The sequence below is a fragment of the Paenibacillus sp. AGC31 genome (assembly GCF_057334655.1).
The window spans coordinates 431,858-458,559 of the sequence record NZ_JBHFJH010000028.1 but is presented as its reverse complement, the minus strand read 5'-3'; the positions used below and the strand labels follow the sequence as shown (position 1 = coordinate 458,559).

Below are 26,702 nucleotides of genomic sequence, written 5' to 3'. Positions count from 1 at the left end.
GCTAGTAAAAATCTCTCGTCAGTGAGCCGATGATTTGAATCGTTGCTCCATGTTGCTCTTCCGCATGATTGTTAAATATATTAATAAAGAGCCGGTTGTTATACATTAGTTTGAGTCGATTGACACTGTTGATAATTCCCATGTTACCAAGGGCTGTCCCACCATCGGCAGTCTGGTTCATTCCAGAACCCGATGCCTGAATATTGGTTAAAATCTCCTGGATCTTATCCGGTGGAAAGCCCTCACCGTTATCTTTGATCTCCAAAGCCCATAATCCGTTATATTGCTTCACGGTAATCTGGATACGCCAAGGCGGCGCGGTGTTGGCAAAGGCATGTTCAATGCAGTTTTCCACAAATGGCTGAATGACCAAGCGCGGCAACCGGATTTCGTTCGCCAGCTCGTCTGCACGGATGTCCCACTCCAGATCCTCTTCGTACTTTTGTTGTACAAGGGACAGATAATGTCTCGTATGTTGAAGCTCCTCAGCCAAAGTCACATGCGCGTAGGGTGAAGAGACAATATAACGCAGACTGTCCGAAAGATGTTTGCACATATCCGATACAACTTTGGTCTTCCCCTCTTGGGCGGCAATACTGATCAGGTATAGAACATTATGAATAAAATGAGGTGCAATCTGGGCTTGCAGCGCCGAATTACGCGCCTTTACTTCTTCATGAAGCGCCGATTTTTCCCGGTCAATTGACTGTTGCAGCCTCTCCATCAGATCCTGAAAGGCTTCATTCAGCAATAAGAGATCGTTATTCTTCGGCGTTTCATCCACCTTCAGATTCATATTGCTGTAGTTCATGCGCCAGATCTGACCGCGCAGCTTGCGGATAGGCAGCAGCAGGTTACGTGTCGACAGGAAGATATACACAAATGAAACCAGCATCAGTGCCGTAATCAGCAGAATGGACATCGTCTGAACCGAATGGATCGAGCCAAGAACAGATTTTTTGGGCGTTATGATATACGTGATCCAACCTGTACTGGGTGAAGTGGAATGTGTGATATAATTGTCGTTTTTGTCCACATCCAGTCCCTCGTCTGATGCAGGCTTTGTCCAATTGGCAAATGTCACACCTGCTTCCGAGCCCGTCATCTGCTCCCCTTGCGTATTCAGAATATAGACATCACCAGCGGTAATGCCCTCCGTTAGGTTCTGTATATAGGCCTGTTCCATCTGGATGCTAAGGTAACCGTACACCTTGCCGTTCTGATCATTGATCGTGCGCACAAAGGAGATCGTATCATCTTGACGCAGCAGAACAAAACCACTTTCCGTCCAATCTCGTCCGATCTGACTACTCTCCATCATGGTGTTCAGGATTGCGGGAGGGTTGCCTGAGCCCAGATATGTTGTCAGGAGAATCCCGTGATTGTCGTAGATGGACATGTCTTTGATATTCATACTCGGCCCGATGGCCTGAAACATGATATCTTTGATGATCCGAATCTGTTTCAGCCTTTCATAATTACTATGCGCTGAGGAGCTCTTGTCCATGGCTGCAAATATATTTTTACTGGATAATATTCGCTGTGACATCTGGTTCTGTTGTTCTACGTAGAGATCAACTTGCTCTCTTACCTTCGTAGCTGTAACGAGCGTATCCTGCTCTGTTTTCAGTTTGAGCGGGCGGACAACGATCACATTGACATACACGATAAAACAGCCCAGCACGAACAAAAGTAGAGCCAGAAATGTCAAAAACACCTTTGTCTGCAAACTGAATTGAGTTGCCTTATGTATGAGCTTTGCCATTCTCAGAGTTACCCTCCTGTTCTGACATGATGTGAAATCCCTTAGATTTATGTCCTACTGTATCACGGTACTTCATGAAATGATAGCGATTTCAAGTTCAGGATTTTACACATCAACGTTCAAGCACAGACATGTACCGGGGCGATAAAAGAATCTATAATCGGATTTGTAAACGGATTCATCAAACGTTTTAGAGGGGGATTTGCATTGAAAACAATAAAAAGAAAAAAAGCGCTTTCTATTATTCTGGCCAGTTTATTATCGGTCTCGTTAACGGCTTGTGGATCAGGAGGTACCGATTCCGGCACAGCTGCTGGCGGGGACAGCAAGAGTGGCAAAGTCACATTGGAGCTGGCCATCTCTAAAAGTTCTCAGGACTCTGCTTTCATCCAGCAGGACATTCTCGATGCATTCGAAAAACAAACGAATATCCGCGTGAATTTGCAGCTGATTCCAGCGGAACAAACAACGACGGTACTGCAAACCAAACTGGCTGTAGATGAAACACCTGACATTATTCAATATAATCTGGCGAGCGCAGTCACGGACCTGAACCTTGAACGTAACTTCGAGATTCTCGATAACGAACCTTGGGCGAGCAGAATCGTGAACAAAGACGTCCTCTCATCTGGTGGTCACCTCTACAGTTTCCATGTTAGCCAAGATACGGGAATGCAAGGGGTCGTGTATAACAAACAAATCTTTGAAGAATTCGGGTTGTCGATTCCAACCAACTACGAAGAATTTCTGGCGCTCTGTGAAAAAATTAAAGCAAGTGGCATTACTCCCGTATTCATGCCTTACAAAGATGCCTGGGCTGCCAACATCTGGCCTGCTGCAGCTTTTGCCGATTTTGTAGCCAAAAATGAACCGACTTTTTTTGATGAGTTGAACAGCAATAAGAAAAAATGGTCTGATATCCCGGAATTCAAAACATTCCTGGAACAACAATATGAAATTTACACCAAAGGTTACACCAACACGGATGTGCTTAGCGACAGCTATGACATGGCCGTAGGTAAATTCCTGAACAAGGAAGTAGCCATGATGTTTATGGGCGATTGGTTAATTGAAGGCGTTGCTGAGCAAGATCCAAATATGGAACTGGGCGTGTTCCCGATTCCATCGTCAGACAATGCCAGTCTGGGTGCAAGTCCACTGGGTGGGCAATTGTTCATTCCGAAGAAATCCAAACATCTGGATGAAGCCAAACAGTTCCTTGATTACATCGCTTCCAAGGATGTCGCACAACAGATCGTGGACTCCAAAGGATACGTATCCAATTTCAGTGACGTTACTACACCGGAACTGCCAGCTTACAAACAGGATATTGTAGACAATTATATTACGCCGAAGAAAACCGTGCTGACAACGGATGCATATATGCTGGTTGATCGCAGCGAACTGTATCGGTTGTTACAGGATCAATTTGCAGGTGGATTGTCACCGGAAGAAGTACTGAAATTCTGGGATGAGAAGTTCAGTCAGCTAATGCAGGATAAAGGTGTAGAAGGTTTCTAAAGAGTGAAATATAAGGCAGCATAACAGGATCGATCGTTATGCTGCCTGGTTATAATGGAGTGTGAGACATGAAAAGGACTAAAAATCTGTACTCGTATTACATGATATTTCCCGCACTGATTATCTACTCCATCTTTTTTGTTGTGCCTGCTCTCGCCGCTTTCTATTATTCATTCACGGATTGGCGGCTGGATCGGCTGGAGCTGAAGTTCATCGGGTGGGATAATTTCAAGAAAATTTTCTCAGACAAAACGCTTATTCTGGCGCTGAAAAACACGGCAATATTTGCAATCGTCACCGTCGTTGGCAAAAATGTCATCGGCCTATTGCTGGCCGTAGGACTTAACATGCGTTTAAGAACGAAGAACCTGCTGCGCGCCATCTTCTACTCCCCTTCCATACTCAGCATTCTTGTGATCAGCATTCTGTTCACTCCCATGTTGCGTACCGAAGGTACAATCAACAATTTGTTGGAATCTGTAGGATTACATTCGTTAAGCCAAGCTTGGCTTACCAACCCATCGATTGTGATCTGGACGATTGCCATCGTCTCGATCTGGCAGAGTGCCGGGTTCCAGATGGCCATCTATCTGGCGGGCCTGCAGTCCATTTCTCAAGAGTATTACGAGGCAGCCAAGATTGATGGCGCAAGTTCGTGGAGAAGTTTTTTCAAAATCACACTACCACTCTTGCTGCCCGCGATTAACATTAACCTGATGCTGACATTGATCGGTGGACTCAAAGTATTCTCCGAAGTATATGTCATGACCGGTGGTGGCCCGGGTAACGCTTCCCAGGTCGTAGGTACGATCATTCTGCGATCTTTCGGCGAAGGCAACTGGGGACTTGGTACGGCGGTCAACACCCTTCTCTTCGTGGTCGTTACCATTATCGCTATACCGCTACTGATCTTCATGCGGCGTAAGGAGGTTACGGAATAACATGGGCTATACACGCAAACTCGCCATCCGCAACTATATCGTGGAAGGTTTCCTGATTCTGGCCTCTCTTATCGTTCTGTTGCCACTTGTCATTCTGATCTTTGGTTCATTCAAAACCAGCGCCGAGGTGCTTAGCTTCTCCCTGAGTTTTCCGGAAACATGGCAGTTCTCGAACTATGTTCGTGTCTTCCAAGAAGGCGGACTGTCGCGAGCGTTCCTCAACAGCATTTTGATTACTGGCGTATCTTCCATCATTAATATCGTCGCTTCTTCGGCAGCGGCATTCATTCTGGCACGTCGGGAAACCAAACTATCCGGCACGATCTACATGTATTTCTTCATGGGACTGATTGCGCCAATGTCGATTATTACAACCATACGGGTTGTACAGGGATTGGGATTCTACGGCAGCATCACAAGTGTTATCCTGATCTACGCTGCGTTAAATACAGCGTTCAGTGTATTCTTGTATAGTGGATTCATCAAAACCATTCCACGAGCACTGGACGAAGTGGCATTTCTGGAAGGGGCAAGTGTGTTCGGGGTGTTCTTCCGCATCGTCACACCGCTCATTCTGCCCGTTAACGCAACGGTAGCCATCATGGTGTTCATGTCCGTCTGGAATGACATCACGATTCCTGTGTACTTCCTGACAGACAGTTCCACATGGACGATGCCACTGTCGATCTACAATTTCTACGGCAAATATAGCCGGGACTGGAACCTGATCTTCGCTAATCTCGTGCTTACTTCCCTGCCTGTATTCATCCTGTATCTATTCGGGCAAAAATATATTGTCAGCGGCCTTACTGCCGGTGCAGTTAAAGGTTAAACCTCATATTCTCACCGTTCTTGAAGGAATGGAATTAGAGAATTCATGACAGACTTAACCCCCACCAGATCTGGCGGGGGTTGTTTTATTTTTAGCGAGAAAATGCATCTACGCCTCTTTATTTTTGAAACAATTGCGGGTAAAGGGCAGCAACACCACCAGCAAGACCCTGTTGTACATTCCGACTGGTATCATCAGCAATAATTTCGTAGAGATCCGCTTCGATGGAATCTATTGCAATTTTGGCAATATCCGTTGGGCTCGTTTTTGGTGCGTCAATACCTGCTGTCATATCCGTATCCATGAACGCGACGTGTAATCCGGCAACGCTAACATTCTTAGGGGCTAATTCGAGACGTAATGCATTCGTAATTCCCCACTGAGCGGATTTTGCAGCTGAATATGCACCTGAGTTACCAAGGCTGAGCCAAGATAGAGCAGACAGGATATTCAGTATCGAACCTCCCCCATTCTTCTCTATTACCGGTGCAAACGCACGAATCATTGAAAGCGTACCGAATACATGTGTATTGAATTCCAAGTGAATATCGTTCAGCTCACCTGTGAGCAGAGAAGCACCCGTAGCGGAACCGGCATTATTAATTAGAAGGGTTACATCACTAGCTACCTCAGCTGCAGCCATGACAGATTGAGGATCCGTAATATCGAGTTGCAGTGGAATAGCCCCCGGCAGATCAATGGATTCAGGGTTTCGCGCGCCAGCATACACTTTGGCTCCTCTCGCCAGCAGTTCAAGAGCAAGTTCCTTGCCCAAGCCTCGATTAGCCCCACTTACAATAGCAACTTGTTTGGAAATATTCATTTATTATTACTCCCTCTCATTGAGAATGTATTCATTTTTGAGCTGTTATGAGAATGATCATTCTCATAACTCCCACTAACAATCTATCACATCGGGAACGATCAGTAAAGAATAACTTTTATGATCCATGTCTTTATACAAAGAAGATGCCCGATAACCTTTAAAAAAAGGCTCCGAGCATCTTTCTTTAGTCCTTCATTGAGAACGGATTTACATATGGATTATGATTTTATGTCATACAGATTCGCAGGTAATGCCTGCACAAACGGTGACCACTCACTCGTTGTGTATAGATGAAGTCTGTGCATGGCCCGTGTGCATGCCGTATACAGAAGCTTGCGATCATATTCCTGGCTGTAAGCGACGGGTGAAGCATCATAGACCAGGACAGCATCGAACTCAACGCCTTTCGCGAGATACACAGGAATAACCATGATTCCTTTTTCGAAAATCTGTGTGTCTTTTGTTATGAGCTGTAACCCTTCGCCGCCTTGACTTTGCAACCTTTCATAGGCGTCACGGCTTTCAGCCGCGGTCTTCGTAATCACAGCGATGGAATCAAACCCCTCAGCCTTAAGCGAGGCGATGTCTGCGAGAATCTGCGCACCACGCATCTTTTCGTCCTTCACTCTTGTTAAAAGAGGCTTCTCATCTCCCCTTTCAAACGGTCTGATCTCTTCCCCCCCTGGTAGCATGCATTTCGTGAATTCAACAATCTCTCTGGTTGAACGATAACTGCGTACCAGCCGGATCAATGTAGTTTCGCCTTCTCCGTAAAGGTGAACCAGTGGCGAGTTGGATGCTGCCAAATCCGTAGCCTGCATAAAAATCGCCTGCCCGAAATCCCCCAGCACCGTCATGCGGGCACGAGGAAACAGTTTCTTGAGATATTCGTATTGAAACGCTGAATAATCCTGGCCTTCATCGACAAAGACATAACGAATCTCTGTGTTCGTCCGGACGCCTTCGATCATCTCTTTTACATATAAATACGGAGTAGCATCTTCATGGAAAAGCTTGTTCTGAAGGATCATGGCCTTGGTCTGTTTACAAATCTCAGGCCAGTGCTGTGGGGGGATTGCCCCATTCGTTTGTTCCCGATAAGCGGCTTCATCTACAAATAGTTGTTCGTATATCCCTTTCACATCCACGAACTGGAATTTCCGCACACTCTTTCTTAACGGTTTAAACATGTCTTTCACCAGTTTCTGACGAAGCAACTCCTCTTCCCGCACTCCAAAGTTAAAGGCACCCTCATCTTGCTCTGCGCTGTTATTACCGTTATCTCGAGCTGCGTATTTTTCCGCCACATCGAACACAGGCTTTTCTTTGTGCAACATGCGGAAAGCTTCCACATACTCATCCGTGTCCAGATAATTCAATTCCTCCTGAACCCAGTCTGCTTCCCGTTCCAGACGTTCCAACGAAACGAGTTCTCTCAGCAACCATTCCTGCAAAAGAAGAATACGGTTAGACAAGGTAAGATTTTGATCCAAACTGTAAAATTGAGTCTTAATTTGGTCCGCAGTGATGAATTCACGTCCCCGAAATTGAATACCGTTAAACCGCATGCCCTCCCGCCCCAGCCACTTACCGTAGTTTTGGAGCACTTGCAGGAATGTCTCGGAAGCTTTGTACTTAATCGCCTCCAGACGAGCTTCATAACCCGGATCTTCTTGGGCTGTCAGCACATATTCAATCTGATCAAAGGCATCCTCTGGTCGTAAGGAGGAATCCAGCCAATAATTCAGATATTCCTGGAAAGTTGTCTGCTGCATGTTCTCTTCGCCAAGTTCCGGAAGCACGGTGGAAATATAACTGGTAAACATCGGATTCGGCGAGAAAAGTACAATTTGATCTGCTTTGACGGTCTGGCGGTGTTTATATAGTAAGTAGGCCACTCGCTGTAACGCAGCGGACGTCTTGCCACTCCCAGCTGCCCCTTGAACGATAAGCATTCGGCTTCGGTCATCACGGATAATGGCGTTTTGTTCCTTCTGGATTGTTGCTACAATGCTCTTCATTTGTGAGTCTGCACCCTTGGCGAGCACTTGCTGCAACAATTCGTCACCAATCGTCTCAGTTGAATCAAACATGCTATGAAGCTGCCCATGTTGAATCTGGAACTGACGCTTGAGCTCCATCTTTCCGTCGATTCGTCCTGAAGGTGTGTCATAACTTGCTGGCCCGGGAGAGTGATCATAGTACAGACTCGCAATTGGCGTACGCCAGTCATAGATTAGAAAGTTCAATCCATCTTCATCCATGAAGGATGATACACCGATGTAGATCTGTTCAGTCCATGTCATGCCTTTTTCCTTATAGTCGAAACGGCCAAAATACGGCGTTGGAAGCAGTCTCTTTGTATTTTTCCATTGTTGTGTTAACAGCTTGTGTCCACGCTCCCTCTCGGCCAACACTCTGGACTGCTGATTAATGGTATAAAATGCATCTTCAAAATCCGTGTACGAACCCGTATTAATTGTCACTTCTTCCCAGAACCGTTTACGAATTTCGGCAGCCTGTTCATGCAGTCCGGCAACCTTCGGTTCTAACTCGTCGAGTCGTGCCTGAAGTTTGTTCCTCACCTGTACTAATCTTTCCTCTTCCAACTTCCATTCGTTTGTTTTATCCATGAATGAGTTCACTCCATTTTCCATTTATTAGGACCAAAAAAAGAGCATTGACAAATCGGAATGTCGGATGTAAAATTAAATTAGGAGAAATAATGATTCACCCTTTATATTCAATAGAAATGTCAATTGCGCTATAGATTATATCATGGCTTTTTTTCACGTTCAATGCTTTTTTTCTGTTCTGTCTGAATTGAAAAATAATTCATATTAACTAGATGTCTCTTGAGCTACACTGGGGGCATCTTTTTTGTGTCCTGGGCATGGTTCATACCCTGAATGCGGTAAGCTATACACCCCTTTATAAATTCGATAAAATGAACGAAACATGAAGCATAAGTTGATGCATTTGGGAGGGATACATAAACATGAATATAGAACCTGTGGAGGACCGTTGTCCTGTTGAGTTTGCAGTCAATATGATTGGTGGGAAATGGAAGCTATTAATTATAAATCGGCTCATCCGCCATTCAACAATTCGATTCAATGAATTGCAGAAAATGCTTGACCCCATTACGCATCGCACGTTAACCAGGCAATTACGAGAACTTGAAGAAGCTGGTTTGATAAACCGTGTTACCCACCCTGTAGTTCCGCCTAAAGTCGAATATTCTCTTACAGAAAAAGGACAAAGCCTGACTTCGATCTTGTTCCAGCTAGGTGATTGGGGATCGAAACATATGTAAAACGCCTTCTCATAGTATCCCAAGGGATACTTTATATCATTAATGTGCGTACTTACGCTCCTATTCTAAATCCGTTATGCTGAGGTCAATGCTGAGTGTTAACTCATCCATTCCAATGACATATTGAAAGGAAGTTATTGACCACTATGACACAGAATGATCGATTTTTAGTATATGGAGCATCGGGCTCTCAAGGCGGCGCTGTCGCTCAAATACTCGTTCAACACGGTTGTGAGGTTCGCACGATTACTCGAAATGAGGCAACAGCCAAAACACTAAAGGAACAAAACATTGAAGCTTTCATCGGGGATCTATCAGATGTGGAACAGCTCCATGCGGCGCATCAAGGTATAAGTAAAGTATTCCTGAACCTCCCGGTGGAGTTCAATCCGGATAAGATCAGACAATATACCAAAAATGCAATTGATGCTGCTATACAGGCAAACGTTAAATTGATTGTAGTTAACACGGGCACCTATGTTCCTGACCCTATCACCCATTCCAAAGGAATTGAATTGAAACGTGAAGTTATCCATGAATTGCAGCAAAGTGGTCTTCCATATATCATTGTGGAACCCATTGTATATTTGGAAAACTTCCTGATTCCCGGAATACTGAACAATGGTGTTTTGGCCTACCCGGTACCAGCAGACAAGCCGATCTCCTGGATTAGCTTAAACGATGCAGCTCAATTCCACTTTTATGCCTTGACTCATTCGGAATTGGCAGGAAGTATTATCCCAGCACCCGGATTAGAAGCCCTGACAGGTGCACAATTAGCGGAACAATTCAGTGCTGTATTAGGTGAAAAGATCAGCTTCATGTCTCTACCTTTTGATCATTTTGAAGCAGCGATTCAGCCTTTGTTGGGAAGTGAGACAGCAGCAGGTCTTAAAGGATTGTACCAATGGATTGATGGGCATACAGATCTTCTTCCACGATATGAAGAGTTGGAGGATAACATCAAAGCAAATCTTAAATTAACCAAAATTAGTGATTGGATTCATCAAACAATCATTAAACAATAGTTTTCCTTGGAAATCCCCTCTCGCTGCTATTCATGAACAAGCCCTTTGAATCTCCAACGAGAGAAACGAATTCAGATATTCTGATAGGATTAGGCAAAACTTTGATAGTAATGTGGTACAGGTTGTTCCATTTGTTATGACATAATAATGTGTAAATAGGTCACCTTACAGGTGGCAATAATAAACATTAGAAAGGATTTGAACATAACATGGAATATACGAAACTTGGTAACACAGGCTTGGACGTATCTCGATTTTGCCTCGGATGTATGGGATTTGGGGACGCCAGTAAATGGGTTCATGAATGGGTACTGAATGAAGAAAATTCTCGCCCGGTGATCAAAAAAGCGTTGGATCTAGGCATTAATTTCTTCGATACAGCGAATATATACTCTTTGGGTACAAGTGAGGAATATCTTGGTCGGGCGTTAAAGGATTACGCAAATCGGGATGAAGTTGTCATTGCTACCAAAGTACACGGACAAATGCATCAAGGACCCAACGGTTCTGGCCTTTCCAGAAAAGCCATCCTGAGTGAGATCGATAAAAGCCTGAAACGATTGGAAACGGATTATGTAGATCTTTATATCATTCATCGTTGGGACTACAATACGCCTATTGAAGAAACCATGGAAGCCTTACATGATGTGGTGAAGTCCGGTAAAGTGAGATATATTGGGGCCTCAGCCATGTTCGCTTGGCAGTTCCAAAAAGCATTACATGTAGCAGAGAAACATGGTTGGACCAAGTTTGTCTCCATGCAAAACCACTTGAACCTCATCTACCGTGAAGAGGAACGAGAAATGTTGCCTTTATGCAAGGAAGAGAAGATTGGTGTAACTCCCTACAGTCCTCTTGCTTCAGGCAGATTAACTCGTGACTGGTCCGTATCGACACTCCGATCCGAGACAGACAAAATTCAGAAATCCAAGTACAATGCGACAAGTGATGCGGATCGGCTTGTTGTTGAACGAGTTGCATCCATTGCAGAAAAATACGGTGTCCCTCGCACACACATTGCACTTTCGTGGTTGCTGCAAAAAGACACTGTAGCGGCTCCAATTATCGGTGCCACCAAAATATCGCATCTGGAAGATGCGGTAGGTGCTCTTTCTGTTAAGTTGACCTCAGAAGACGTCTCATTCCTTGAAGAGCCCTATGTACCTCACCCTGTAGTAGGTGCTCAATAATCCCTTTTGCTTAAAATATAGAAGACCTCCTCTTTCCGTATCTGGAAGTTGGGGGTCTTCTTTTTATATCGCGATTTATTTGCGCCAGAATGTTGAACATTCTGCCTTGTCCTTTATATTGAACTCAATCATTCTCTCAAGTAACGAAAAATCAATCTCCTGTTTCCACTTCATTCGCACCAACTCTTTGGTGTGATCATACCCCGCCTGAGTGATCTCTTCCGAAAAACGATTAATTCCTGCCTTCTCGGGAGCAACAGCCAAATGTTGCTTGGATACACTAAATCCAATGATGAAGGTCTCATGGTCGGTAAACATCGGTTGGTTCCAGGCTATTTTTTGTTTTAAATTCGGGAATTTTTCAGTGACCCAGTTCAAAACTTCTTCCGTTCGTGCCTGGTGTTCCGGGTTATCGATGCGTGCTATAAATTCTGCAAAGGTCTCCATTGGTTTCCCCCAAATCATGAAATATACTATTTAATTTGACCCATTCATACTCATTCTATCATGAATATCAAATTCAATACCCCTTATCGGTTGTTTTAATGCAAAAAAATTTGTAACAACAAAGTTCTCTTTAATAGGTCGATGTCTATAGTCATAGCGGAGCTATTACCCGCAAAGACTTTAGTAATTCCTTTCAGGATACTAATCTTACGAGGGATATACTAATATAAGGATCTATATCCCTTGAACCCAGTTGATAAGAACTGTTATCACCGTCCCAAGCTCACACAGTTCCATTTTTCTTTACAGCATAAGCAACATCTGTGTTTTCTGCTATATCAACCACGTCAGTAAGTTTGACAGATACCAGTTGGACAAGAGGTTCTATATGCTAAATAAATGCTTGATTGTCTCAAGTGTTTTATTAGCATAGGTTGGTCGACAGTGACCAAGCTCATCAATTAGAAAAATATTTTTTTGATCTTTAGCTATCTTACCTTATTCCTCTTTCGTGATGCCAGATAGGAACGTTTTGATTTCTCGAGTCGAACTCACATGAACCTTATTCTCCTAGTTTAAAGACTTTCTCAATACTGAGATAACTCTTATACTGCCCGCGCCTATACTTGAGTAGAATTAAACATGCCTTCAAGAATCAGCTGGCTTTATCTAATCTCTAAAATGACTTGAACCGCCGTCGAGTTTATCAACTGCGCAATTCAGTAATATTAACGTTCATATGTTCAACAAGTATTAAAAGGTTATATCCACTTCCACTTCGCTCCACAATAGTGTCATTTTATGAATGCAACCTCTTACCGAATAATCTACCGTTAAACTCAGCTCAGATCTCTTTTCATCTATGATTGTTTATAATATTTCTTTAAGATTAACTTGAAATTATCACCTAAATATTATAAAAAAAGAAAAAATGATATACTCTAAATATTTATATATAATTGTTATAGTTCGGGTCTTCGGGATTCTTAATTAGTTCAAGTTTGAAATTTAAATATTAAGTATATCTATATTCGAACACATAAGTCAGGAGGACTTTACATGTTTAAACCAAACGATAAATGTTTCTGTGAATCAGGTAAAAAATTTAAGTATTGCTGCGGAAATGTACAAAAGAACGATGAGAAAGAAATTACATTTCAAAATTATGAAATTCGGAAGATGGAAAAGAAATTAACGGAAGCGAAAAAAAGTCATAATTATACTTGTCTATATCCGGGTTGTGAAGATAGATCAATTTCATCACACTCAATACAAGAAAAAAGATTCTTAAACAAATTAGCTACTAATGGACATGTACTACAGGTTGATATTAATATAAGAAGTAAAGTTGCATATATTAACGCAGAAAAAAAGGGAATAAGTCAGGATGCATCAACTTTTTTCGGTTTCTGTTCAGACCATGACACTAAAATTTTTCAAAAAATTGAAATAGAGGATACTATTTTTTCAACCCCAGAACAGTTTTTTTTATTTGCATATAGAGCATTATCTCAAACACTTTTTACTTCTCAGGAAATGTACTACTTAAATGTTGTTGCGGTTAGAGAAAAACCTTTACTAGTAAAAGCTCCTCTATTTCAAAAGCAAGTCATGGAGAAAAAGTACATAAGAGAGTCCTTTCAGAAGTATAAGGATCAATTTGATCAAATTCTACTTACATCTGATTTCGAAAAATTAGAAACCGTCAAGTTTACTCTTCACAAAAAAGCAGATGTTGCTATATCTTCCTGTTTCACTTTACCTTTTGATATTTTCGGAGAGCCCCTTAATTACAAAGAACAACCTAAAAAGATAATGTTGACCGTCTGTTACGAAAAGGAAAAAACGTTTATTCTTATTAGCTGGCTTAAATCAGAGGCTAATTATTTTCGAGCACTTAAGGCTCAGTTGGCACTGTTAAACGAAGAACAAATTGCACTTTTTGTTAATAACATTATACCCATGTATTGCGAGAACTACTTTATAAGTTCAAAGCTTTTTGATAATTTTAGTCCAGAGGCAAAAGAAGAATTTTTAACAATTAATGAATTGGGTTTAAACTATAGTTTATTAAGAAATCTTCAAACCAAACATCAATATAGTTTTTTTACGAAGCTTAAAACAGTTCAAGAAATTTAAGATTGGATTGCAAACCTGCTTCCAAATATATTGAACCTTCATAGAATATAAAAAGCCGTTGATTGTTGTTATCAACGGCACTCCAACTATTATTTAGTTACCTTGTATTTAATCAGATTATATCGGTGGTCGCTAACCATGGTGCGATAGACCACATTTTCGGACGAGTCATATGCAAAGTTACTCTTATGCACATTGTCTAAAACAAAGTATTTACTAAGCATAATGTCTCCATTATCGTTCATTAAGGTATACCTCTCTCCCCATTTGCCATCAATGGTTCCAAAGCTAGTATACTCAATATAGCTATCGTTTCGATAGGAGCTCATCAAACCATTAAAATTAAGCTCTCCTTCATATGCACGAGAAAACAGCTTTTTGAAGTTATGATCATATAAAGTGATACTGTGTTCAGATTTGTTATCGATTAATAGTTTACTTCCGGTCGAATGCATAGAAATATTCATGTTTCTATTAAGCACAGTGTCCCATTTGAGTTTACCATTAACTCCATAAGCCATTAATTTCTGTCCACCATATGAATTGGATCTTGCATATTCTACAATTAGTGTACCGCCACTTAATTGATGATAACCCGCAACGTAGAATCCACCAAAATTTTTGGAGTTAATCGTAAATAACGGCTTTTTCAAAGAGGTTACATCTTTAAAAACCTCGATTTTATTTTCACCTACAAAATGGAGTACATAACCAGAAGTCAGTACTTCAGTTTTATAACCTAACACAGTTTGGCTTGTCGTTATTCCTTTGGAATTTAATGTGATAAAACGGGACTGATTTTTAAGATAATCTGTTTGTTGTAGAACAATTCCGTTTTTATACGGATAGATATTTGAGAAACTTAAATCCTTCTTCTCGAATAAACGCTTTCCTTTCGCATCCAAACTAAGAATGTTAAACGTTTTCCCGTGATTCGTAGAATACTGATAGAATATACTTCCGCTCTCGTTATAGAACCAAGCGTGATTCAAAGGGTAAAAAATTTTCACTTTATTTTTAATGTCGTACGCCCAGGCAAATTTCCCTGTCTTATTATTTATCGTGTATAGGCCGAAGTTATTACCAGACAAAGTGCCCGGGTTTAGCATGACAAGCTGAGCAGCATGGTTAATATTGTCTTGAGGATTGTAACCTAGATCAAAGCTCAGATAATTAAATTCTTTAGGAAGAGTATGTACCCATTCCTGCTGTAGCCCTCCGTGCTCCTCTAAGCTTAATTCGGTAAATTCTGCATACATCTGATTTGTGCTGGCTAAATACAAAGTTAAAACTACGAACATTGCTATGAATCTTTTAGATATCTTACCTTTCAATACTGGCACAGCCCTTCTCTTATCTTATGAATTCTATTTCTATGAACTGAACGAACATTGTTATCATTTAAAGGAGAGGTAACAGATTTTTTGTTACAAAGAATATCCTAATGTAGCTTACTTCTGATGAACTACCGTCATTGTGAGTGCATGAGAGGTTAATAATAATATGCATCTACTTAGAAGGACGTATAATTGATCCGAAATTAAATAATGAAGTAATTCCGCCTACTTTTAAGTCGTAATCACCCGTGGTAGTCGCAAGTGGTATATCAGCATAACCCTCGTATCGTGTTCCCTTTATAAAGTGGATTGGATGATCACCCATAAAGGGATCAAATATAACATTACTATCTTTATTGAAACTTTTAAGCGTAAATTCAAATTTAATTCGTATGTAGTACTCTCCGTATCTTTTAGATTGCATTGCCATGGAAGGTTCTGCCACTACATTCCCTGTAATAATAACTTTATTCTGTTTCACATACGTAACGTATCGTTTCATTGCTGGAAGCATCCCTAAATTCCCACGATTAGCATACGAGAAAGCTCTCGTTGCCCAAGTATCATCAATAGTTCTATAATCTACATTTAGAATTTTTTCGTAGTACCCCTCCACATTATTTTTCCACATATCAAGTATCGGTTTTGAATTATAGGCCAGATCCGTTTTCGAGAGCTCGATAGAGGTTGTATCTATTGCCTGGTAAGGTTTCATTTCATACATTTCATTCGGATACTCTTCTAAGATATAGGGATAGTCCTTTGCATTCTTAGGCAAGTTAGTCGTACGAATAACATGACCCCAATAGTCCGTTGTTGCATTCATCGCTTGTTCAGCTTTAGCTAAGGCGACTTCATCCACTTTCAAAGTTTCTCCATTGCGTATTTTTTGAATACGTTCAAGAATGATCAGTGCTTGAGCACGAGTCGTTGTCCCTTCTGGATCAAGTTTTCCAATTCCTGTTCCCGAAATAAGTCCGTTTTTTACAGCTATGTACATAAATTCTTTGTCCGTACTTGCTTTTTGATCAATTGCTCTCACAGCAACGTGAATCATTTCCAAACGAGACATGGGCTTAGTCCAATCATCGACTGGAAAATCAGACTCGCTGTAAAGTCCCTTTAATTTAGCTGATTTAACATATACCTCGTACCATAGGCCATGACTTGGGATAGAATCAATCTCTGTTCCGAATGAACCCGCAATGAGCTTCAAAAATTCTGCGCGCGTAACCTGATTATCGGGATAAAACATTCCGTCAGGGTAGCCACTTACAATACCCTGCTTAATAGCATTCAAAATACTAGATTCTGCCCAGTGTCCTGAGATATCGATAAAATGATCCAATACATTTTTGTCATTCTCTCCTGTTTCTGCGGATAGATTTGGCGTACTTTGAGTGCTTTCTCCAGATGATACGCTAGTTTCTAAAGCATATGTTGTAGCATGTAAGTCTGCCATTGTTAACAACAGGATAACTGCACTTGATGTTAGAAGAACTTTCTTCATCTTTTAAACCTCGTTTTCAAATAATGATGTGGGTGGGTAGTCCAATTCAATAATAACTTGTACGTGATTCAGTGTCCAACGAATTCCGGAAAAACAGTACAACTAAAAGAGGATATAGAAAATTCAACAATAGTACTTAGCCAACGCTATATATGCACTGGAATATCCATTATTTAGATGTATATCATGTGATAAAACTTTTTGATTTTTCAAAACTGTATTATTAGAAGCTTCTCAAGTGAACTAAACATTAAATTGCTTATAATTTGAAATTCCCACATATCGATATTTAGGTTTACTGAAAAATAAATGATTATTTCACTGTGTTCATATCTACTGTAAGTAGCCGATGCAGCTTGCTAAACTGCTCATTGCTTTTTGAACTATCGTTTTCCGTTAGCTTAATGAAAGCACCTTATTTTTTCTCAAGTAGGGTCCAAGTTATCTCAAGTTCATCTCCTACTAGGTTTTCATTCGCTCCTTCTAGACTTTAAATGTTTTCTTTTATCCAAGGTCGCAACTTATCCGCATAGAGAGCGCGTTCATCTGGATCAGACTGAGAACCATTTGACAGATAAAGTTGATCATTCACGTATCTAGGGTAAACATGGAGATGATAGTGCCAGACGTCTTGATTACTAGCAGGCTCATTATGTTGCCGTGTCGAAATCCCATCACATCCATATGTACTTTTCATTGCAAATGCTGTAAGCTGAGCCGCGCGGTGAATTTCAACAGCGTATTCCGCAGGGAGTTCAAAGATGTTCTCGAAATGTTGATTCGGAACAATAAGAACATGTCCTTTATTGTTTGGCCACCATTTGCCCGCTATAAATGCCGTTACCTTTTCATTCTGATAGATGATATCCCTTTGTTTTGTTCCCTGATCAGGTCGCTCGATACCCCAAATATGACAAAATGGACATTCGTACCCCTCAGGCTGATGTGAAAATGATGCCTTCATCTTTCTCATTCCACTCCTTTCATGTTTTCTTCAACTAGTTATTAGACGCAGGTATCTTCGTTCGTTGCGATAAGAAGGTGGATTATAGAACGAATCAGCAATTAACAAAACAGAACAGCAGCTGACCTTATCGGCAGCTGCTTTCTTCTATCTTTAACTACCACTATTGCACAGTTCACAATTACATGGTGCTGATATCAATAACAAAGCGATATTTCACGTCGGAAGCCAGTACACGTTTGTATGCTTCGTCAATCTGATCGGCGGAGATGACCTCAATGTTAGGTGCAATATCATGTTCTGCACAGAAATCAAGCATTTCCTGCGTCTCACGGATACCACCAATCATGGAACCTGCGAATGAACGGCGATGACCGATAAGAGAGAATACGTTTACGGCTAGTGGCTCAGCAGGAGCACCCACGTTCACGAGTGTACCATCCAGTGTGAGCAGTGAGAAATAAGCGTTAATGTCAATATTCGCACTTACCGTGTTAATCATCAGATCAAAGGTGCCTGCAAGTTTCTCGAATGTTTCCGGTTCGCTTGTGGCAAAGTAGTGATCTGCACCAAATTGCAGTCCATCTTCTTTTTTGCTCAAGGATTGGGAGAGAACCGTTACTTCGGCACCCATCGCATGTGCAATTTTGACAGCCATATGACCAAGACCACCCATACCTACAACGGCAACTTTCTTACCTGGGCCAGCTCCCCAGTGATGCAGTGGCGAATATGTCGTAATACCGGCACAGAGCAAAGGTGCAGCAGCATCAAGTGCAATGTTATCAGGGATGCGAACGATGAAATCCTCTACGACAACAATGTGAGTTGAATATCCACCTTGCGTAGGCTCACCGTATTTGTCTACCCCAGCGTACGTGGGAATATTTCCTTTAAGACAGTATTGCTCTTCACCTTTGCGGCAGTTATCACATTCACCACAAGAGTCAACCATACATCCGACCCCTACTCGGTCACCGACCTTGTATTTGGAAACTCCGGTTCCTACATCGGTCACAATTCCGGCAATTTCGTGTCCAGGAACGAGTGGATAATTCACAGGGCCCCATTCACCGTGGGCAGTATGGATGTCAGAATGGCAGATACCTGCATATTTAATCTCGATTAATACATCATTGGTATCCAGATCACGTCGTTTAATTTCAGCACTTCTGAATTGTTGGTCTGGTCCGTCAACGGCTCTGGCTTTAGCTATAATCAATGGGATAACCTCCTAGTAATTTAAAGTTCAAAATAATCTTACCCCCTCTAGTTAACTCTAGGTCAAATGTTTATCTTATTTTTTTATCTCGAACTTACTTTGACATCCAGTAATCCAACATGTTAGAATTCACTCGGATCAATCCTAGAGTTAACTCGAAGTCTACCCCTAGTAGAAAGGAATTCATTCTAAATGACCTATTCAATCGGTGAAGTTGCCAGAAAATTAGACCTTACGGTATATACATTGCGTTACTACGACAAGGAAGGACTCATGCCTTTTGTAGAACGTACCACAAGCGGAACACGTTTGTTCAAAGACTCCGACATTGACTTTCTAAAGATCATCCAATGTCTGAAGCTGACCGGCATGCCTATTAAAGACATTAAAGACTTTATTGAATGGTGCTCAGAAGGGGACTCCTCGCTGAAGCAAAGATATGACATGTTCACAGAGCGAAAAGCTATTGTGGAAGCACAAATGGAGGAACTAAGAAGAACCATGGAAGTCATTGAGCACAAACGCTCCTACTACGAAACAGCTTTGGAGGCTGGAACCGAAGAGATTCACAAAATTAAACCGATGGAAAATGCCATCACCAATTGATGGTTCATACTTTCTATTTTCTAAAATTAGCGCACAAAAATAGTAGCTTGAAGTCCTCTAACGGATTTCAAGCTACTTTTTTGGGTATGTCTCTACTTATCATTTTTCCAAAAGTTTCATCGTTACATGGATAATCCGGTTTAATTTTTCCTTATCCATCGAGGTTCTTGCCATGGCTCTGATGCCGACAGAAATATTGTGTAGGTACTCTGCCATTTCCTTCGCATCATGATCAGAAGAGAATTCTCCCTCCCGCTGCCCCCATTGAATAATCTGCTCGAACATACGCTCAGCTTCATTAAACGATTCAAGAGATCGGTTGTCCACTTCCTGATCACGTGCGCCCAGCTCCACAGCCGAGTTCACAATCAAGCAACCCGATGGTGTCTCCTCTGCTTCACTGATCATAACATCGAAAATTTTATGCAGTGCTTCCACTGCCGTCTTGGATGCCTTGATTTCTGCAAGTAATGTGGTACTGACCTTTCCTCTGTAACGATCCATTGCCTGCAAAAACAGCGAATGTTTGTCGTCAAATGTATCATATATACTTCTGCGATGAATTCCCATATGCTCAACCAGATCACTCATCGACGTCTTCTCGTAACCTTGTTCCCAGAAGATCTTCATTGCTTTATCCAATACTTCGTTCACTTCAAACTCTTTACTTCTAGCCATTCAACTTCCCTCCCAAAATCAATCTAACACATCGGGAACGATCAGTAAATAAAAGATGCAGATACCCTTTTCATTCTCTTCTGATCATGTATTAGCTGAACCATAAGTGTATATCTTCTGTACTTGTTGTATATCATGACCTGTGTAATTGTGAATATGCAACCAGCAATCAGAATGTCTTATCCATTCACATCAAATGTTTGCCTATTCCTATCCGTTTCTTACCGCCTTCGGTCAATATACGATAGAATGTGATTATTATGTTGTGAGGGAAAAAGGAGAACTTTGCATGTCTGATCAAATACACGAACAACAGAACGAATTAGCCACACTCATTGACCATCATTCTGACAAGGATGGGGTGCACCTGACGGCGATCCCTTCATTATTTCTAATCCGTGAATCGGTCGTTACTGAACCTATATTTAGGGTGAATGAACCATCCTTCTGCATTATCGTTCAGGGTGAGAAAGAGGTCCTGCTGGGACAGGATCGTTTCCGGTATGGTCCAGGAAGTTATATCGTGGCAACCGTTGACTTGCCGGTTAGTGGACAAGTGATTCAAGCCTCGTCTGAGGCTCCCTATCTGGCCCTGAAACTTGAATTCACATCCAGTGAGATTCTGGAGGTATTGAACCATTCCGATTTTCCAGCAAGACCGCGGAAAACAACGAGGCGTGCGATGTTTGTCAGCCAAGCTGAGCCTTCTCTGCTGGATGCGGTTGTCAGGTTAGCCCGTTTGTTAGAAGATCATTCGGAAGATATCCCACTACTCGCTCCTTTGTTCAAAAAGGAAATCCTCTATAAAGTGCTGAAAGGTCCTCATGGGATTGCTCTGGAACAAGCTACCATGGAGGGCAGCCATACCTATCGCATCAGAGACGTTATTGAATATATTATGAATCATTCTGATCAGAATTTTCGGGTTGAGGAATTGGCGGATTTGGCAAATATGAGCACTGCCTCACTGCACAGACATTTTAAAGAAGTGACTGCCATGAGCCCGATTCAGTTTCAAAAACAACTTAGGCTGCAAGAAGCTCGCCGCTTGTTATTATCCAAGTCCACCGATGCAGCAGATGTAGCATTTCGGGTAGGTTATGAGAGCCCTTCCCAATTCAGTCGTGAATACTCTCGCATGTTCGGATTCCCACCCAGAGAAGACATTAAACGCCTGCGAGGTAAAACCGATGAGACGACTACTTGACTGGTTACTGGCTAGTATCGTTCCCTTACCTCTAGTTTACCCCAAAAAGGACTCCTTCTGTTTTGTCAGTCGGAGTCCTTCCCTATGCAAGGATTAATGAAGATCATTAAATCGTTAACATGAAGTCTTTAATACATTAAAAACCATTCGTATATTGTTTTGGAACGTCCGTTGTCTTGCGCAAAGCAGACGCAGCTTCCAAGGCCCAGTAAGGATTTCTTAACAGCCCTCTGCCAACTGCAACGAGATCAGCTTCTTCATTGCCGATAACTGCATTCGCCAATTTCGGGTTGTCCAGTCTTCCAACAGCAATCACGGGTACATCAAGAGCTTCTTTGATTGCTTTAGCGAGAGGTACTTGATAAGCTGCGTGAGTTCCTGGTCTGCCCGATGCACCAATAGGTCCCTCGCCACCAGATGAGATGTCAAATACGTCAACGCCTGCCTCTTTATAAGCTTTGGCAAACTCGGAACTTTCGTTAATGCCATAGCCACCTTCGACATATTCTTTGGCTGAAATACGCATCATCAGGGGCATGTCTTTTGGTATCTCTGCCTTTGCAGCCTGAATGATCTCCCGTCCAAATAACGTTAAATCTTGACCATATTCATCTTCTCGCTTGTTTGTTAGTGGAGAATGGAACTGATGAATCAAATATCCATGCGCGCCATGAAGCTCAATCGCATCAAAACCAGCTTTCACAGCACGGGCTACTGCACTACGGAATTTCTCAACCATTCCTTTTACTTCATCCGTTGTGAGCGCTCTTGGCTGCTTGGAATTCTCATCAAAGGCGATCGCCGATGGAGCTACTGGAACCTCGGCATCTTCTGCTTTGCGGCCCGCATGAGCGATCTGGATAGCGACCTTGGCACCATAACTGTGACACGCATCTACGATTCGTTTCAGAGCCGGGATCTGTTCATCTGACCATAACCCAAGATCATAATCTGAGATCCGGCCATCCGGCTCCACATCTGTCATTTCAATGATAATGAGACCTGTTCCTCCCACGGCACGACTAACGTAGTGCATATAATGCCAATCTGTTGCAATACCATCTTTTTGCTCAACTGAATATTGACACATTGGTGCCATTACGACACGGTTTTTAAGCTCCAGGCTTTTAAAAGAATATGGACTAAACAAATCTGTCATCAAAATAAAACTCCCCTTTTCATGAATCATGTATAATAAAAATGCATGCGCAAGCATCAAAAAAGTGCCTTCGCTAAATAATTCCTTATGATTAAGAACTCGCATGTATCTTTTAGTTCATTTACTTCATCACATAAAGACATTCAAACCCATGCTTTCGCAAAATACGTATAGCCTTTTTGGATTGAAGCATACCAGGTGACATTATAATTACGTTATCTTCTCGAAGAAGGTATTTTTCCCAGGTGAAAGCAAGGCGCCCCAATGAGATATTAATCGTATCCGGAGTAGGATTAGCCATATAATCCGTCGCATCTCGAATATCGATCACTTTATATTGCCGAAAATCACGCTCTTGTCTGAGAAATACTTGATAATCTATATATTCAAGATTGCGCAGTGGCCAAAATTGACGTACAACAATGAAGATACCTAAAATGAAGGTCAAAAGCATCAACATAATCATTGTATAGCCCTCTCTTAACTCATCTGATATCGTCGAAAATTTTGTTTTGGATCAGAGCCCACTCAATGCCTCAGATATTGTATCCTCACCAGCGATTAGATCAAATGAACACCTGTAGGTATTCTTCTCACTCAAACTGGCCAAAATCACATGAGCTACATCTTCACGAGTGATGTTACCGGATGTAATATTCTCAGCAGCAGAAACTTTACCTGTTCCCGGCTCATTCATTAGAATCCCTGGACGTATAATGGTATAAGTTAACCCACTGCTCTCTAACAATTTATCAGCATAGTGTTTCGCTACATAATATGGAAGGATGTTATCATGCCAGTTCTCACGATTATTGGCTTGGATCGCACTCACCATGATAAATCGATCAATACCCGCTTTTTGAGCCGCTTCAATGGTTTTCCCGGCACCATCCAGATCAATCAGGAGTGTTTTATCATATCCCGTTGTACCGCCAGAACCAGCTGCAAATACGATCGCATCACAACCCGTTGCAGCAGCTACAAGTGAGTCAACCGTACCTTCCAAGTCGGCAAGCACCGTTTCCACACCCTGTGCTGCAAATGAATCTGCCTGCTCTTGTTTTCGTACCATAGCAAGAACAGTGTGCTCTTCACTATTCTTCAAAAGATGAATAAGCTGTTGACCAATCTGTCCATTTGATCCTACGACGAACACCTTCATGTTCAATGCCTCCTTAATACATGAATCACCGCTCTATATTAAATTCATGCGCATGCATTTAATTTAAAGGATATATTAATGAGTGTCAAGTCTTCTTATAGGGTAAATGACTACATTACCCTATATTCACCCTGGCCTTAGAACAATTCTTTAGTGAGGTTCTCTAATCGAGTCTCAAATCCATCCTGTTCCAATTCAGTTTGCAAGACCTGATTAAACGTTTGAAGTGCTTTCTTGTATTTATTCTCTCCAAGCTCCGTAATACGAGTGTAAATGCCACGCCGGTCATCTTCACATGCATGTCTTTCCAGCGCCCCACAGTCTTTCGCTTCCATCCTAACGACGAGCCTGGAAGTAGCACTTTGGCTCAACCCCACCAGTTCTTGAAGTTGTTGTAGGCGTAACTCCTTACCCTCCGCATTATATATGAAATTTAACACATAAAATTCCTTCAAAGATAAGTCATATTGTTGAAGCAGAGCTTGTTCCAGCTTCTCGTTCAGATGGGTATGAAGGTTAGAGAAAGCCAACCAAACATTCAAACGTTCACTTTTTTGCTGCAATCTAGATCACCCCACTTGATATTTAATGTTTATCAGCAGTTATCCTATTGTATCAAGCTTAATTACATTGGTCAAAATCAAACCAAGATCGACTCTTATATAAAATTCTATGCTCATAAGAAGAGCATTCCCTCGTCTTGTAGCAACGTTTCGGAAATGCTCCAGTATTACCATGTATATGGTTCTATCTTATTTTGCCGAAAGCAAGCTGTCCGTAATAAACTGCAGCTGTCCTTCCAGGGTTACCGGATCATTGTACGTGTCTGAGGTAGGGTCAAGCTGAAACACCTGGTTTCCCTTCACCGCAGGCAAGTTCTTCCATAATGTATTATCATATACGATCTTGGGATCAGTCGTATCTCCCGACCACGGGCTGGTGAAGATGATATCACCTGCATACTCCGGCAATAGTTCCATGGAAATTGAAGCCCATCCGGTCCCGCTATCAATTGCTTCAGCTTGAGCCTTGGCTGGTGCCTTGAGACCAAACTCCCCGTAAATAATTTCACCGCCTCGACCATAGTTATGACCAAATACAAATAATCCTTTGGCGTACGGATTCAGTATGGAAACGGTGCGATCGCCTACAGTTTCCTGAACCTTGGGCTTCAATTCGTTGATCTTCGCTTCCCAGTTAGCATTCCAGGCTATTGCGGCGTCTTCTCTATGGGTGAGCTTACCCATTTCAAGCATTAGATCCTTGAAATCACGCTTTCCAAATGTAATCTGTACGACAGGTGCAATCTGCTCCAGCTTGTCGATGCCTTCTGTTCCAGTGTACACAATAAATAAGTCAGGTTTTAAACTGATTAGTTTCTCTGGTGTAGGCTCTTCACCCAGATCACTGGTACCCGCTGCTGCAAGTTGATCCTTGATATATTTGTTGTTCATCGCTCCTGATAAAGCGCCGACTACCGGTGCATCAAGGGCTACAAAGTAGCCTGTCGAAAATGAGGTCAAATCAATAATGCGCTTAGGATTCTTCGGTACCTGTACTTCGCCTGCATCCGATTGATATGTAACCAGCTCCTCTTCAGTAGTGGCACTGGTTTCAGCGGAAGAAGCTGCATTCGAGTCCGTCTTGGTTTCTGTATCCGCAGCTGCATTGGTGCTGCCCGCGGTTGTACTATTGGTCTTGGCAGATTGTCCACATGCACTCAGTATTAGTAGCAAGATGAGTGACATCATGAACCATATTGGTGTTCTCTGTTTCAGCAAAATAAACCCACCTCTTCATCGATATTGATAATCGTTATCAACGATAACATGCTCTGAATGTTTTTACAAGACAAGTTTATTTCACTCACTCTATGAATTCTAACTTGCAAGTCACCACGTTAAACAGCTATCATCAATAGAGTAAATAATAATACAAATAAAGGAACACATTGGAAAGCCAATGAAACGTATTCAAGGAGGAAAACATGGAAGAGATTATATTGTGGTTAAAGTATTTGTTTTTAGGTATTGTTCAAGGTGCGACAGAACCAATCCCCGTCTCCTCAAGCGGTCACCTGATCATCGCTCAGAGACTTATGGGCATGAAGCAGAATGGATTGTCATTTGAGATTTTAACGAACACGGCATCACTTATCGCTATTATTTTTATATACCGGGAAGATATCAAAAAGTTGATCATTGGTGCACTAGGTTACCTGCGTACTCGTAAAGAAGAATATCGAGCAGACTTCATGTTTTGCTTATACATAATTATTGGTACGATCCCTGCTGCTGTCGTTGCAGTCCTGTTCAAGGACCGGATTGAAGAAATTTTCTCGTCCGTATATACCGTTTCCATCGCGCTATTGATCACCGGGGTTGCCTTATGGCTGATTCGTAATCTCCGTGGTCGCAAGCAAGACGGTGATCTGTCTACAAAAGATGCATTGTTGGTAGGTCTGGCTCAGGCGGTCGCTCTTATTCCGGGCATTAGCCGCTCAGGTGCAACTGTAATTGCGTCCATCGCTGTTGGCATGAAACAGGAAACAGCTTTGAAGTTCTCCTTTATGCTGTACATTCCCATAAGTATTGGTGGACTCATTATGGGGGTATCCGACATCGCCAATGATCCGAATCGATCACAGCTGGCTATCCCTTATCTGATCGCATTCATCACGACGCTTTTCGTCACGTATTTCTCCATGAGATGGTTTATGGGCATTATGGCCAAAGGCAACCTGAAATACTTTTCGTATTACTGTTTTGCCGCAGGTACTTTGTTGCTGATTTTCTTATAAAAAAAGTCCACACACCAAAAGGAACAACCAGCGATGGTTGTTCCTTTGTTGT

Annotated in this window: 24 protein-coding genes; 10 read left to right on the top strand and 14 right to left on the bottom strand. The window is 42.0% G+C overall.

Annotation, left to right across the window (positions count from 1 at the left end; all coding sequences use genetic code 11):
• Window position 1: 1 nt before the first annotated feature.
• The gene (locus tag ACE04G_RS16295) at window positions 2-1,765 is read right to left on the bottom strand and encodes a sensor histidine kinase (RefSeq protein ID WP_221819373.1); all 1,764 of its coding nucleotides are present in this window, start codon (window positions 1,763-1,765) and stop codon (window positions 2-4) included.
• A 207-nt stretch (window positions 1,766-1,972) separates the two neighbouring features.
• On the opposite strand from ACE04G_RS16295, the gene ACE04G_RS16290 reads away from it, so the two are divergent.
• The 3 genes from ACE04G_RS16290 to ACE04G_RS16280 all read left to right on the top strand — a co-directional run bounded on the left by ACE04G_RS16290 (window position 1,973) and on the right by ACE04G_RS16280 (window position 5,059).
• Window positions 1,973-3,286 carry an ABC transporter substrate-binding protein gene (locus tag ACE04G_RS16290; protein ID WP_221819374.1) on the top strand — a complete coding sequence of 438 codons (1,314 nt, stop codon included), beginning with the start codon at window positions 1,973-1,975 and terminating at the stop codon, window positions 3,284-3,286.
• Window positions 3,287-3,354: 68 nt separating this feature from the next.
• Window positions 3,355-4,227, top strand: a complete 873-nt coding sequence (locus tag ACE04G_RS16285; RefSeq protein WP_036616033.1) for a carbohydrate ABC transporter permease — start codon at window positions 3,355-3,357, stop codon at window positions 4,225-4,227.
• A 1-nt stretch (window position 4,228) separates the two neighbouring features.
• Window positions 4,229-5,059, top strand: coding sequence for a carbohydrate ABC transporter permease (locus ACE04G_RS16280; RefSeq protein WP_221819375.1), 831 nt, complete (start codon window positions 4,229-4,231; stop codon window positions 5,057-5,059).
• A 118-nt stretch (window positions 5,060-5,177) separates the two neighbouring features.
• Here the strand turns inward: ACE04G_RS16280 and ACE04G_RS16275 are convergent, their stop codons facing one another.
• Window positions 5,178-5,882 (bottom strand): SDR family oxidoreductase, encoded by a 705-nt coding sequence (locus ACE04G_RS16275; protein ID WP_221819376.1) that lies wholly within the window; start codon window positions 5,880-5,882, stop codon window positions 5,178-5,180.
• 221 nt (window positions 5,883-6,103) lie between these two features.
• Window positions 6,104-8,518: an RNA polymerase recycling motor HelD gene (helD, locus tag ACE04G_RS16270; RefSeq protein ID WP_339185023.1), complete on the bottom strand. Its 2,415-nt coding sequence runs from the start codon at window positions 8,516-8,518 to the stop codon at window positions 6,104-6,106.
• A gap of 365 nt (window positions 8,519-8,883) precedes the next feature.
• On the opposite strand from helD, the gene ACE04G_RS16265 reads away from it, so the two are divergent.
• The 3 genes from ACE04G_RS16265 to ACE04G_RS16255 all read left to right on the top strand — a co-directional run bounded on the left by ACE04G_RS16265 (window position 8,884) and on the right by ACE04G_RS16255 (window position 11,419).
• Window positions 8,884-9,201, top strand: a complete 318-nt coding sequence (locus ACE04G_RS16265; RefSeq protein WP_017688544.1) for a winged helix-turn-helix transcriptional regulator — start codon at window positions 8,884-8,886, stop codon at window positions 9,199-9,201.
• Between the two features lie 146 nt (window positions 9,202-9,347).
• Window positions 9,348-10,229 (top strand): SDR family oxidoreductase, encoded by an 882-nt coding sequence (locus ACE04G_RS16260; protein ID WP_221819378.1) that lies wholly within the window; start codon window positions 9,348-9,350, stop codon window positions 10,227-10,229.
• 209 nt (window positions 10,230-10,438) lie between these two features.
• The gene (locus tag ACE04G_RS16255; RefSeq protein ID WP_221819379.1) at window positions 10,439-11,419 is read left to right on the top strand and encodes an aldo/keto reductase; all 981 of its coding nucleotides are present in this window, start codon (window positions 10,439-10,441) and stop codon (window positions 11,417-11,419) included.
• Window positions 11,420-11,494: 75 nt separating this feature from the next.
• On the opposite strand, the gene ACE04G_RS16250 is transcribed toward ACE04G_RS16255, so the two are convergent.
• On the bottom strand, window positions 11,495-11,866 hold the full coding sequence (locus ACE04G_RS16250; protein WP_017688547.1) for an iron chaperone: 372 nt from the start codon (window positions 11,864-11,866) through the stop codon (window positions 11,495-11,497).
• Window positions 11,867-12,925: 1,059 nt separating this feature from the next.
• On the opposite strand from ACE04G_RS16250, the gene ACE04G_RS16245 reads away from it, so the two are divergent.
• On the top strand, window positions 12,926-14,005 hold the full coding sequence (locus ACE04G_RS16245) for an SEC-C metal-binding domain-containing protein (protein ID WP_221819380.1): 1,080 nt from the start codon (window positions 12,926-12,928) through the stop codon (window positions 14,003-14,005).
• Window positions 14,006-14,094: 89 nt separating this feature from the next.
• Here the strand turns inward: ACE04G_RS16245 and ACE04G_RS16240 are convergent, their stop codons facing one another.
• The 4 genes from ACE04G_RS16240 to ACE04G_RS16225 all read right to left on the bottom strand — a co-directional run bounded on the left by ACE04G_RS16240 (window position 14,095) and on the right by ACE04G_RS16225 (window position 19,038).
• Window positions 14,095-15,348, bottom strand: a complete 1,254-nt coding sequence (locus ACE04G_RS16240; RefSeq protein ID WP_449004562.1) for a hypothetical protein — start codon at window positions 15,346-15,348, stop codon at window positions 14,095-14,097.
• Between the two features lie 166 nt (window positions 15,349-15,514).
• On the bottom strand, window positions 15,515-16,852 hold the full coding sequence (locus tag ACE04G_RS16235; protein ID WP_221819382.1) for an S-layer homology domain-containing protein: 1,338 nt from the start codon (window positions 16,850-16,852) through the stop codon (window positions 15,515-15,517).
• Window positions 16,853-17,342: 490 nt separating this feature from the next.
• Window positions 17,343-17,816, bottom strand: coding sequence for an HIT family protein (locus ACE04G_RS16230; RefSeq protein WP_221819383.1), 474 nt, complete (start codon window positions 17,814-17,816; stop codon window positions 17,343-17,345).
• Between the two features lie 181 nt (window positions 17,817-17,997).
• Entirely contained in the window at window positions 17,998-19,038 is a 1,041-nt protein-coding gene (locus tag ACE04G_RS16225; protein WP_047842906.1) for an NAD(P)-dependent alcohol dehydrogenase, read from the bottom strand.
• A gap of 192 nt (window positions 19,039-19,230) precedes the next feature.
• Between ACE04G_RS16225 and ACE04G_RS16220 the strand changes: the two genes are divergently transcribed.
• Window positions 19,231-19,644 carry a MerR family transcriptional regulator gene (locus tag ACE04G_RS16220; protein WP_221819384.1) on the top strand — a complete coding sequence of 138 codons (414 nt, stop codon included), beginning with the start codon at window positions 19,231-19,233 and terminating at the stop codon, window positions 19,642-19,644.
• A gap of 99 nt (window positions 19,645-19,743) precedes the next feature.
• On the opposite strand, the gene ACE04G_RS16215 is transcribed toward ACE04G_RS16220, so the two are convergent.
• Window positions 19,744-20,322, bottom strand: a complete 579-nt coding sequence (locus tag ACE04G_RS16215; protein ID WP_221819385.1) for a TetR/AcrR family transcriptional regulator — start codon at window positions 20,320-20,322, stop codon at window positions 19,744-19,746.
• A 289-nt stretch (window positions 20,323-20,611) separates the two neighbouring features.
• On the opposite strand from ACE04G_RS16215, the gene ACE04G_RS16210 reads away from it, so the two are divergent.
• Window positions 20,612-21,529: an AraC family transcriptional regulator gene (locus ACE04G_RS16210; protein ID WP_449004561.1), complete on the top strand. Its 918-nt coding sequence runs from the start codon at window positions 20,612-20,614 to the stop codon at window positions 21,527-21,529.
• A 136-nt stretch (window positions 21,530-21,665) separates the two neighbouring features.
• Here the strand turns inward: ACE04G_RS16210 and ACE04G_RS16205 are convergent, their stop codons facing one another.
• From ACE04G_RS16205 to ACE04G_RS16185, 5 genes are all read right to left on the bottom strand, one after another.
• Window positions 21,666-22,688: an NADH:flavin oxidoreductase/NADH oxidase gene (locus tag ACE04G_RS16205; RefSeq protein WP_221819387.1), complete on the bottom strand. Its 1,023-nt coding sequence runs from the start codon at window positions 22,686-22,688 to the stop codon at window positions 21,666-21,668.
• A 121-nt stretch (window positions 22,689-22,809) separates the two neighbouring features.
• The gene (locus ACE04G_RS16200; RefSeq protein WP_145317423.1) at window positions 22,810-23,154 is read right to left on the bottom strand and encodes a rhodanese-like domain-containing protein; all 345 of its coding nucleotides are present in this window, start codon (window positions 23,152-23,154) and stop codon (window positions 22,810-22,812) included.
• A gap of 51 nt (window positions 23,155-23,205) precedes the next feature.
• Entirely contained in the window at window positions 23,206-23,850 is a 645-nt protein-coding gene (locus tag ACE04G_RS16195) for an SDR family oxidoreductase (RefSeq protein WP_221819388.1), read from the bottom strand.
• A 137-nt stretch (window positions 23,851-23,987) separates the two neighbouring features.
• Window positions 23,988-24,413, bottom strand: a complete 426-nt coding sequence (locus ACE04G_RS16190; protein WP_145317429.1) for a MarR family winged helix-turn-helix transcriptional regulator — start codon at window positions 24,411-24,413, stop codon at window positions 23,988-23,990.
• Between the two features lie 189 nt (window positions 24,414-24,602).
• Entirely contained in the window at window positions 24,603-25,631 is a 1,029-nt protein-coding gene (locus tag ACE04G_RS16185; protein WP_260632625.1) for an ABC transporter substrate-binding protein, read from the bottom strand.
• A 206-nt stretch (window positions 25,632-25,837) separates the two neighbouring features.
• Between ACE04G_RS16185 and ACE04G_RS16180 the strand changes: the two genes are divergently transcribed.
• Window positions 25,838-26,650 carry an undecaprenyl-diphosphate phosphatase gene (locus ACE04G_RS16180; RefSeq protein WP_221819389.1) on the top strand — a complete coding sequence of 271 codons (813 nt, stop codon included), beginning with the start codon at window positions 25,838-25,840 and terminating at the stop codon, window positions 26,648-26,650.
• Window positions 26,651-26,702: the final 52 nt, after the last annotated feature.

Excerpts from the sequence above, each read along its gene's own strand:
- ACE04G_RS16205 (WP_221819387.1), bottom strand. The coding sequence starts at position 22,688 with ATGACAGATTTGTTTAGTCCATATTCTTTTAAAAGCCTGGAGCTTAAA.
- ACE04G_RS16195 (WP_221819388.1), bottom strand. The coding sequence starts at position 23,850 with ATGAAGGTGTTCGTCGTAGGATCAAATGGACAGATTGGTCAACAGCTT.
- ACE04G_RS16280 (WP_221819375.1), top strand. The coding sequence starts at position 4,229 with ATGGGCTATACACGCAAACTCGCCATCCGCAACTATATCGTGGAAGGT.
- ACE04G_RS16200 (WP_145317423.1), bottom strand. The coding sequence starts at position 23,154 with ATGATTATGTTGATGCTTTTGACCTTCATTTTAGGTATCTTCATTGTT.
- ACE04G_RS16255 (WP_221819379.1), top strand. The coding sequence starts at position 10,439 with ATGGAATATACGAAACTTGGTAACACAGGCTTGGACGTATCTCGATTT.
- ACE04G_RS16230 (WP_221819383.1), bottom strand. The coding sequence starts at position 17,816 with ATGAAGGCATCATTTTCACATCAGCCTGAGGGGTACGAATGTCCATTT.
- helD (WP_339185023.1), bottom strand. The coding sequence starts at position 8,518 with ATGGATAAAACAAACGAATGGAAGTTGGAAGAGGAAAGATTAGTACAG.
- ACE04G_RS16295 (WP_221819373.1), bottom strand. The coding sequence starts at position 1,765 with ATGGCAAAGCTCATACATAAGGCAACTCAATTCAGTTTGCAGACAAAG.
- ACE04G_RS16220 (WP_221819384.1), top strand. The coding sequence starts at position 19,231 with ATGACCTATTCAATCGGTGAAGTTGCCAGAAAATTAGACCTTACGGTA.
- ACE04G_RS16250 (WP_017688547.1), bottom strand. The coding sequence starts at position 11,866 with ATGGAGACCTTTGCAGAATTTATAGCACGCATCGATAACCCGGAACAC.
- ACE04G_RS16265 (WP_017688544.1), top strand. The coding sequence starts at position 8,884 with ATGAATATAGAACCTGTGGAGGACCGTTGTCCTGTTGAGTTTGCAGTC.
- ACE04G_RS16215 (WP_221819385.1), bottom strand. The coding sequence starts at position 20,322 with ATGGCTAGAAGTAAAGAGTTTGAAGTGAACGAAGTATTGGATAAAGCA.
- ACE04G_RS16245 (WP_221819380.1), top strand. The coding sequence starts at position 12,926 with ATGTTTAAACCAAACGATAAATGTTTCTGTGAATCAGGTAAAAAATTT.
- ACE04G_RS16275 (WP_221819376.1), bottom strand. The coding sequence starts at position 5,882 with ATGAATATTTCCAAACAAGTTGCTATTGTAAGTGGGGCTAATCGAGGC.
- ACE04G_RS16210 (WP_449004561.1), top strand. The coding sequence starts at position 20,612 with ATGTCTGATCAAATACACGAACAACAGAACGAATTAGCCACACTCATT.
- ACE04G_RS16180 (WP_221819389.1), top strand. The coding sequence starts at position 25,838 with ATGGAAGAGATTATATTGTGGTTAAAGTATTTGTTTTTAGGTATTGTT.
- ACE04G_RS16285 (WP_036616033.1), top strand. The coding sequence starts at position 3,355 with ATGAAAAGGACTAAAAATCTGTACTCGTATTACATGATATTTCCCGCA.
- ACE04G_RS16235 (WP_221819382.1), bottom strand. The coding sequence starts at position 16,852 with ATGAAGAAAGTTCTTCTAACATCAAGTGCAGTTATCCTGTTGTTAACA.
- ACE04G_RS16260 (WP_221819378.1), top strand. The coding sequence starts at position 9,348 with ATGACACAGAATGATCGATTTTTAGTATATGGAGCATCGGGCTCTCAA.